This is a genomic window from Brevundimonas sp., from assembly GCF_004210735.1.
Classification (GTDB): domain Bacteria; phylum Pseudomonadota; class Alphaproteobacteria; order Caulobacterales; family Caulobacteraceae; genus Brevundimonas.
On record NZ_SDZL01000025.1, the window covers coordinates 34,846 to 42,598 of the forward strand.

Consider the following 7,753-nt stretch of genomic DNA (forward strand, 5'->3'; position numbering starts at 1 on the left):
AGTCACCGCGCGCTCAAGCAGCGAGCCGCCGCGCGGCGAGCGATAGCGCCCTAGGCCAGCGCCCCGTGGCAGTGCTTGAATTTGCGACCCGAGCCGCAGGGGCAGTCGGCGTTGCGGCTGGTGCGTTCCCAGCCCGGGGGCAGCAGTTCGGCAGGCAGACGGGCGCGGTCGTCGCCCTGCAGCGCGCCTTCCGGCAGCTGCGCGGCGGGATTGCTCATCTCGTTCTCGCCGGTTTCCGGGTTCAGGTGGATTTCCTGGAACTCGGGCAGTTCGGGCGGCGGCTGGAAGCGGAACTCGACCGTCATCAGCCAGCGCGTCACATTGTGGCGCAGGTCGTAGAGCAGCGTCTCGAACAGGCCGAAGGCCTCTTCCTTGTATTCGTTCAGCGGGTCGCGCTGGCCGTAACCGCGCAGGCCGATGACGCCGCGCAGGTGGTCCAGATGGACCAGATGCTCGCGCCACTGCATGTCGATCATCTGCAGCAGGAATTGCTTTTCCAGGCCACGCGTCTGCTCGACGCCGATCATCTCAAGCCGTTCGGCGGCGCGGGCGTCGGCGGCGGCCAGGATCCGCTCCTCGAGTTCCTCGTTCGAGACGCCTTCCTCTGCGGCCCAGTCCGTCAGCGGCAGCTCCAGGCCCAGGGTCGAGCGGACCTTTTCGTCAAGGCCCGCGATATCCCACTGCTCGGCATAGGCCTTGGGCGGCATGTATTTGTCGACCAGGTCGGCGACCACGTCGGTGCGGAACTCGCTGACCATTTCCGACAGATCTTCGGCGTCCATGAACTCCTGACGCTGTTCGAAGATCGCCTTGCGCTGGTCGTTCACGACGTCGTCGTATTTCAGCAGGTTCTTGCGGATGTCGTAGTTGCGGGTCTCGACCCGCTTCTGCGCCGTCTCGACCGCGCGGCTCAGCCAGGGATGGCTGATCGCCTCGCCCTCGGCGACGCCGAAATTGCGCATGATGGTTTCAAGGCGGTCGCCGGCGAAGATGCGCAGCAGGTCGTCCTCGCAGGACAGGTAGAATTTCGAGGTGCCGGGGTCGCCCTGACGACCGGTCCGGCCGCGCAGCTGGTTGTCGATGCGGCGGCTTTCGTGACGCTCGGTGCCCAGGACATACAGACCGCCGGCGGCCAGCGAGGCCGCCTTGTGCACGGCGATGTCGGCCTTGAGCCGGGTCTCCTCGGCGGCCTCCATCTCGGGCGTGACCTCGACGGCCATGTTGCGCTGTTCCTGGCGCCAGCGCTGCAGGCGCATTTCCAGGTTGCCGCCCAGCTGGATGTCGGTGCCGCGGCCGGCCATGTTGGTGGCGATGGTCACTGCGCCCGGCAGGCCGGCGTCCGCGACGATATAGGCTTCCTGCTCGTGCTGGCGGGCGTTCAGAACGTTGTGCGGAATGCCCTGACCGGTCGCATAGGTGATGTCATAGGCCTCGTCGCCGACCTTTTGCGCATCCTTGTCGCGACCCTCGTATTCCTTCTTCAGCGTGCGGCCGGTCTCGACCTTGTAGCTGTAGGCGGTCAGGACCGTGGACAGCTCTTCCGACTTTTCGATCGAGACGGTGCCGACCAGGATCGGCTGACCCCGGACGTGGCATTCGGCGATCTGGGCGGCGATGGCCTGGTTCTTCTCGGCCTCGGTGCGATAGATTTCGTCCTCGAAGTCGATGCGCTGGACCGGGCGGTGGGTCGGCACCTCCAGAACGTCCATCTTGTAGATGTCGAGGAATTCCTGGGCCTCGGTGGCGGCCGTGCCGGTCATGCCGGACAGCTTTTCATAGAGGCGGAAATAGTTCTGGATGGTGACCGAGGCCAGGGTCTGGTTCTCGGGCTGGATCTTGACGTCTTCCTTGGCCTCGATGGCCTGGTGCAGGCCTTCGGACAGGCGGCGCCCGGTCATCATGCGGCCGGTGAACTCGTCGATCAGGATGATCTCGCCGTCCTTGATGATGTAGTCCTTGTCGCGCGTGTACAGGGTGTTGGCGCGCAGGGCCTGGTTGGTGTGGTGCACCAGGCTGACGTTGACGGCGTCGTACATGTCGGCGTCCTCGGCCATGTGGCCGCCGGCCTTGAGCATCTGCTCCATGCGTTCCGAGCCTTCCTCGGACAGCAGGGCCTGACGCTGCTTCTCGTCCAGGTCGAAGGTCGCCTTGTCCTTGACCAGTTCCTTCACCAGGGCGTCGACGATCTTGTAGAGGTCCGAGCGGTCCTCGGTCGGGCCCGAGATGATCAGCGGCGTGCGCGCCTCGTCGATCAGGATGGAGTCGACCTCGTCGACGATGACGAAGTTGTGGCCGCGCTGGACCATCTCGCGCCGGTCATAGACCAGGTTGTCGCGCAGATAGTCGAAGCCGAATTCGTTGTTGGTGCCGTAGGTGATGTCGGCGTTGTAGGCCGCCTGACGCTGGCCCTGCGACAGGCCGTTGACGATGACGCCCGTCTCCAGGCCGAGGAAGCGATAGACCCGGCCCATCCACTCGGCGTCGCGCCGGGCCAGATAGTCGTTGACGGTGATGACGTGGACGCCCTTGCCCGCCAGGGCGTTCAGATAGGTCGGCGCCACGGCGACCAGGGTCTTGCCCTCGCCGGTCCGCATTTCGGCGATGCCGCCTTCGTGCAGGATCATGCCGCCGGCCAGCTGGACGTCGTACTGACGCTGGCCCAGCACCCGCTTCGACGCCTCACGCGCCACGGCGAAGGCGTCGTTCAGGATCTTGTCCAGGGTTTCGCCGGCCTCCAGGCGATCCTTGAACGTCTGGGTCATCATCCGCAGCTCGTCATCGGACAGGGCGGCGTATTGCGGCTCCAGCGCAGTGATCTTCTGGACCTGGGCCTGGAAGCCCTTGACCTTGCGGTCATTGGAGGAGCCGAACAGTTTCTTGGCGAAGCCGAGCATGGAGTATCCGGTAAGACGGTCGAGCGATCTGACGCTCTGGACGGGTCCCGAGAGGGGCGATGAAACGGCGCCGGGACGAGGGGCGAACCGACGGACGGCCCCGCTGCCGACGACGGGCGCGCGCAAGGGCCGCGCAACGGTCGAAAATCCCTCGACTTGGGCGCAGGCGGGACTTAAGCACCGGCCTTATCCCTGTCAACGCGAGGGGCTTTGGAACGGGCCGCGTCAAGGGGCCGGAAAGCCGCTGCGGGGGCTGTTTCGAGGCCGCTGTTCCAAGGCTGGAAGGACCGAGCGCCCATGCCGCTTTCGCGCCATTACCTGATCCCGGCCCTGCTGGCCGCCCTGCTGACGGTTGCGGCCTGTTCGCGCGGCGGCGGCGATGACCGCGCGCCCGAGCCCGGTGACCGCGCCGTGGCGCGCGTTCAGGAGCGGACCATCTGGGCCTCGGACGTCAAGCGCGAGGCGGTGGCGCAGGGGCTGGTGGGCGAGGGCGAGCCGCTGGATGTGACCTCGGACCTGTTCCGCCGGGTGCTGGACGAGGTGGTCGACCAGAAGCTGCTGGCCGCCGAGGCCGAGAAGCGCGGGCTGGACAATTCCTCGCTGGCCCAGCGCCGGCTGGAGGCGACGCGCGAGCGCATCCTGGGCGACATGCTGGTCGAGAACGTCGTCAACGGCCAGATTTCCGACGCCGCTGTGCAGCGCCTCTATCAGGAGCAGCTGCGCCTGGCCCGCACGTCGGAGGAGATCCGCGTCCGCCTGATCCTGTCGCGGACAAAGGCCGAGGCTGACGCTGTTATCGGCATCCTGGGCCAGGGCGCGGCCTTCGAGGCCGTGGCGATGGAGCGGTCGATCGATGACGCCACACGGTTTTCCGGCGGCGACCTGGGCTATTCGACGCTGGACGTGATGCCGCAGGCCTATGCCGCCGCCCTGCGCAACGCCGCGGCGGGCGCGACGGTCGGACCGTTCCAGACCGAGGGCGGCTGGGCCGTGCTGCGGGTCGAGGACCGGCGCAAGGAGACGCCGCCGACGCTGGAGCAGGCGCGGCCCCAGATCGTGCGCTACCTGACCTATGAGGGCGTGCGCCAGCTGCTGGAGCAGTTGCGCGGCAAGGCCAAGGTCGATGTCCTGCTGTCGCGCGAGGCCGGCGCCCCGCAGGAGCCCGCCTCCGCGCCCGCTGCTCCCGCGGCTACGCCCGCCCCGTCCTCCTCCCCGGAACCTGTCACATCATGAGCCGTCCCCCGCTCACGCCGCCGGGCGTGAAGAAGATCGAAAACGCCATCGAGAAGGCGCTGGATCCGCTGGCCAGCGCGCTGAAGCGGGCCACCCGCACGCCGGGCGGCCCGGTCGCTCCGCCTGCCGGCGGGCCGGGCAAGCCGGGGCTGGAGATTTCGCCGCTGGCCGTGCCTTTCCCGGCCATTCCGCCCATCGGCGGGGTCGAGATCGCGACCGCCCGGGCGGGCTTCTACAAGCATGAGCGCGACGATCTGGTGGTGTTCCGGTTCGCGCCGGGCACGACCTGCGCCGGGGTGTTCACGCGGCACAAGGTGGGCTCGGCCCCGGTCGATTGGTGCAAGCGGCATCTGGGCGCCGAGGACGGCGGCAAGGACGTGCGGGCGCTGGTCGTCAACGCCGGCTGCGCCAACGCCTTCACCGGCAAGGCGGGGGCCGACGCGGCCCGGCGCACGGCGTCCGAGGTCGCCAAGCGGTTCGGCTGTCGCCAGCGCGACGTCATGCTGGCCTCGACCGGGGTGATCGGGGTGGTGCTGGACGACCACAAGATCGCCGCCCGCCTGCCGGACATCGAGGCCGGGCTGAAGGCCGACGCCTGGGCCCAGGCCGGCGCCGGCATCATGACCACCGACACCTTCCCCAAGGGGTCGTATGCGGAATGCGAGATCGACGGGGTGAAGGTCCGCCTCGCCGGGATCGCCAAGGGCTCGGGCATGATCGCGCCGGACATGGCGACCATGCTGGCCTTTATCGTCACCGATGCGGCCATTTCGCCGTCGGTGCTGCAGGCGCTGCTGGGCCTGCATGTGCGGACCACCTTCAACAGCGTGACCGTGGACGGCGACACCTCGACCAACGACACGGCCCTGCTGTTCGCCACCGGGGCGTCGGGCGCGCCGCGCATCGGCCGGGTCGGCGACCGGCGGCTGAAGGCGTTCTCGGCCGCGCTGGACAAGGTGATGCTGGACCTGGCGCACCAGTTGGTCCGCGACGGCGAGGGGGCGACCAAATTCGTCCGCATCACCGTGGAGGGCGCGGCCAGCCCCGCCTCGGCCCGCAAGCTGGCCAAGTCGATCGCCGACAGCCCCCTGGTGAAAACCGCCATCGCCGGCGAGGACGCCAACTGGGGCCGCATCGTCATGGCCGTGGGCAAGACCGAGGAAGAGGTCGACCGCGACCGACTGGCCATCTGGTTCGGCCCGCATGAGGCGGCCATCAACGGCGCCCCGTCCCCGACCTACGACGAGGCGAAGATGAGCGCCTATATGAAGAACGCCGAGATCGACATCACCGTGAACGTCGGCGCGGGCCGGGCCGCCGCCACCGTCTGGACCTGCGACCTGACCAAACGCTACATCGAGATCAACGGCGACTATCGGAGCTGATCATGCTAGGGTTGCGTCCATGAGCGCCAAGCCCAAGCCCGTCGATCCCTATGCCGATGAGACGAGCCCGTTCATCAGCCGGGCTCTCTGGGAGGATCTGGAAAGCGAACACCCGTCGCTTGACGCCGTCGCCTGGGTTCGTCGGCAGCATGATCAGGCCCTGGCCGATCCGCGTCCGCCGCTGACGTCCGAGGAACTGCGCCAGAACCTGCTGGCCCGCCACGAGGCCCGCCTGAAGCGGGACGTGGATTGAGCCGACGGCTCGTCTTCCTTCCCTCGGCCGAGTTCGATTTCGCGGCCGCCTACGATCTGATCGCCGCGGATTCGCCGCGGGCGGCGCTGGCCTTCATTGACGACCTTCGAAGACGCTGCGAGGTGCTGACCGATTTCCCGCGCGTGGGGCGACCGGTGGACGATGTGGTCTACCGGATCACGTTCGACCGGCGGGCGGTCGTCTTCTATTCCTTCGACGACGAGACGGTTCGGGTTTCGGCGTTGCGTTACCTCGGACAGGCTTTCTGATGTCGCTTCCCACCGTCCTCGTCGTCGCCGTGGCTTTGATCGATCCGGACGGGCGGGTGCTGATCGCGCAGCGGCCGGAGGGGAAGCAGCTGGCCGGGCTGTGGGAGTTTCCGGGCGGCAAGGTCGAGGCGGGCGAGCGGCCGGAACAGGCGCTGATCCGCGAACTGAAGGAAGAGTTGGGCATCGATGTGAACGAGGCCTGCCTGGCCCCGTTCGTGTTCGCGAGCCACGCTTATGAATCCTTTCACCTTCTTATGCCCCTTTATCTGTGCCGGCGTTGGTCCGGCGTGGTCGTAAGGCACGAGCACGCCGCCCTGGCCTGGGTGAAGCCGAACCAGCTTTCGGACTATCCCATGCCGCCGGCGGACGAGCCGCTGGTCGCCTGGCTGCGCGACCTGATCTGACGCCCCGCAAGAGGAAGGGACGCCATGAGACGCTTCATCGCCCGCTTCCTGAGCGACCGGTCCGGCGCGACCGCCATCGAGTATGGCCTGATCGCGGCGCTGGTGTTTCTGGTCATGCTGAGCGGGCTGACGCTGTTCGCGGGCACGTCCACCGGCGCCTTCAAGGTCGCGTTCGGCAAGCTGTCGGACGCCCTGACCAAGGTCTTCTAAGCCGCGCCGTTCCGTGGAGCCGTTGCACTGCAACGACGAAAAAACAGTGCAATGCAGTGCAACCGTGCAATGGCCGGCCGTCAGCGACCCGGACCAGGCGGCAGTGTCGGCAAGCGGATGGGCAGACATGGCGGTTATTATAAGGGCCCTTCCGGCGCGGATGTCTGAAGGCGGCGATCACCCCGCAAGCGCCCGTGACGCCTGACAACCCCATGATGGCCGACGGGCTCTAGTCGGAGCCGGGCAGGGCGGCGTCGGTCACCTCGGTCACGCCCAGGGCGTCGGCCAGCCGCATCTTGGCCGAGCCGCGCTTGAGCGGTTTTTGCTGGCTGTCGTGCGGGGCCCAGCCGGCCAGGTGCACGATCTCGAACGTCGCGGGGATGCGGCCGTCGGCCTCGGCATGGCGTTCGGCGTAAAGAGCGGCGGCGCGGGCGATGATGTCGCGGGTCAGCGGCCGGGTCGGCCCGGCCAGAACATTGGTCTCGCCCATGGCGCGCAGGTCGCGGACCAGGGCGAACAGATCGGGATAGCGCACCGTCACCCGATCCACGTCCGACACCGGCAGGGCGAACCCCGCCCGTTGCAGCAGGCCCGCCCCGTCGAAACCGTCGGCGAAGGGCGAGACCCGCGCCTGGGCCCCGCCGCGCAGCTGAAGCTCGGCTTCGGTCAGAACGCCACGCAATTCTTTCAGCGTGCCGGCGCCCAGCAGGGTCCCCAGGAACAGGCCGTCGGGCCGCAGGGCGCGCCGGATCTGGGCCAGGGCCCCGGGCAGGTCGTTGGCCCAGTGCAGGGTCATCAGCGACACGATCACATCGGTCGACTGGTCCGTCAGCGTCAGGGGCGCGGCGCCGGGCTGGGCGTGCGAGGCCGTATCGCCAACGGCGACCGGCGCGCCGATGCGTGCGGCGACGGAACTGTCGGCCAGGGCGCGGGTGAACGGACCCGGCTGCGCTGACAGGTCGACCACGACCGGAAAGTCGCGCAGGATGACCTCCAGACTGCCGACCGCGTTTTCGGCCGCGCGGGCGTGCAGGAAGTCGGCCGTGGCGAAGCGGCGGGCGGATCGCGCCAGCCGGGCGGCGCGGCGGCGGGCGTCGAAGATCAG

8 protein-coding genes are annotated in these 7,753 nt (G+C 68.3%); 6 read left to right on the top strand and 2 right to left on the bottom strand.

Annotated features, from left to right (window positions below; translation table 11 throughout):
• Positions 1 to 50: 50 nt before the first annotated feature.
• The gene (gene secA, locus EON91_RS07445) at positions 51 to 2,894 is read right to left on the bottom strand and encodes a preprotein translocase subunit SecA (protein ID WP_292093010.1); all 2,844 of its coding nucleotides are present in this window, start codon (positions 2,892 to 2,894) and stop codon (positions 51 to 53) included.
• A gap of 297 nt (positions 2,895 to 3,191) precedes the next feature.
• Here secA and EON91_RS07450 point away from each other — a divergent pair, with 297 nt between their 5' ends.
• The 6 genes from EON91_RS07450 to EON91_RS07475 are packed head-to-tail and all read left to right on the top strand — an operon-like array spanning position 3,192 to position 6,648.
• Positions 3,192 to 4,127, top strand: coding sequence for a peptidylprolyl isomerase (locus EON91_RS07450; protein WP_292093012.1), 936 nt, complete (start codon positions 3,192 to 3,194; stop codon positions 4,125 to 4,127).
• Positions 4,124 to 5,512, top strand: coding sequence for a bifunctional glutamate N-acetyltransferase/amino-acid acetyltransferase ArgJ (argJ, locus tag EON91_RS07455; protein ID WP_292093014.1), 1,389 nt, complete (start codon positions 4,124 to 4,126; stop codon positions 5,510 to 5,512). The genes EON91_RS07450 and argJ overlap by 4 nt, the downstream gene beginning before the upstream one ends.
• Before the next feature lie 19 nt (positions 5,513 to 5,531).
• Positions 5,532 to 5,765, top strand: coding sequence for a hypothetical protein (locus tag EON91_RS07460; RefSeq protein WP_292093016.1), 234 nt, complete (start codon positions 5,532 to 5,534; stop codon positions 5,763 to 5,765).
• The gene (locus EON91_RS07465; RefSeq protein ID WP_292093018.1) at positions 5,762 to 6,034 is read left to right on the top strand and encodes a type II toxin-antitoxin system RelE/ParE family toxin; all 273 of its coding nucleotides are present in this window, start codon (positions 5,762 to 5,764) and stop codon (positions 6,032 to 6,034) included. The genes EON91_RS07460 and EON91_RS07465 overlap by 4 nt, the downstream gene beginning before the upstream one ends.
• Positions 6,034 to 6,438 carry a (deoxy)nucleoside triphosphate pyrophosphohydrolase gene (locus EON91_RS07470; protein WP_292093019.1) on the top strand — a complete coding sequence of 135 codons (405 nt, stop codon included), beginning with the start codon at positions 6,034 to 6,036 and terminating at the stop codon, positions 6,436 to 6,438. The genes EON91_RS07465 and EON91_RS07470 overlap by 1 nt, the downstream gene beginning before the upstream one ends.
• A 24-nt stretch (positions 6,439 to 6,462) precedes the next feature.
• Positions 6,463 to 6,648: a Flp family type IVb pilin gene (locus EON91_RS07475; protein ID WP_292093021.1), complete on the top strand. Its 186-nt coding sequence runs from the start codon at positions 6,463 to 6,465 to the stop codon at positions 6,646 to 6,648.
• 229 nt (positions 6,649 to 6,877) lie between these two features.
• On the opposite strand, the gene EON91_RS07480 is transcribed toward EON91_RS07475, so the two are convergent.
• Positions 6,878 to 7,753, bottom strand: a complete 876-nt coding sequence (locus tag EON91_RS07480; protein ID WP_292093023.1) for a methyltransferase domain-containing protein — start codon at positions 7,751 to 7,753, stop codon at positions 6,878 to 6,880.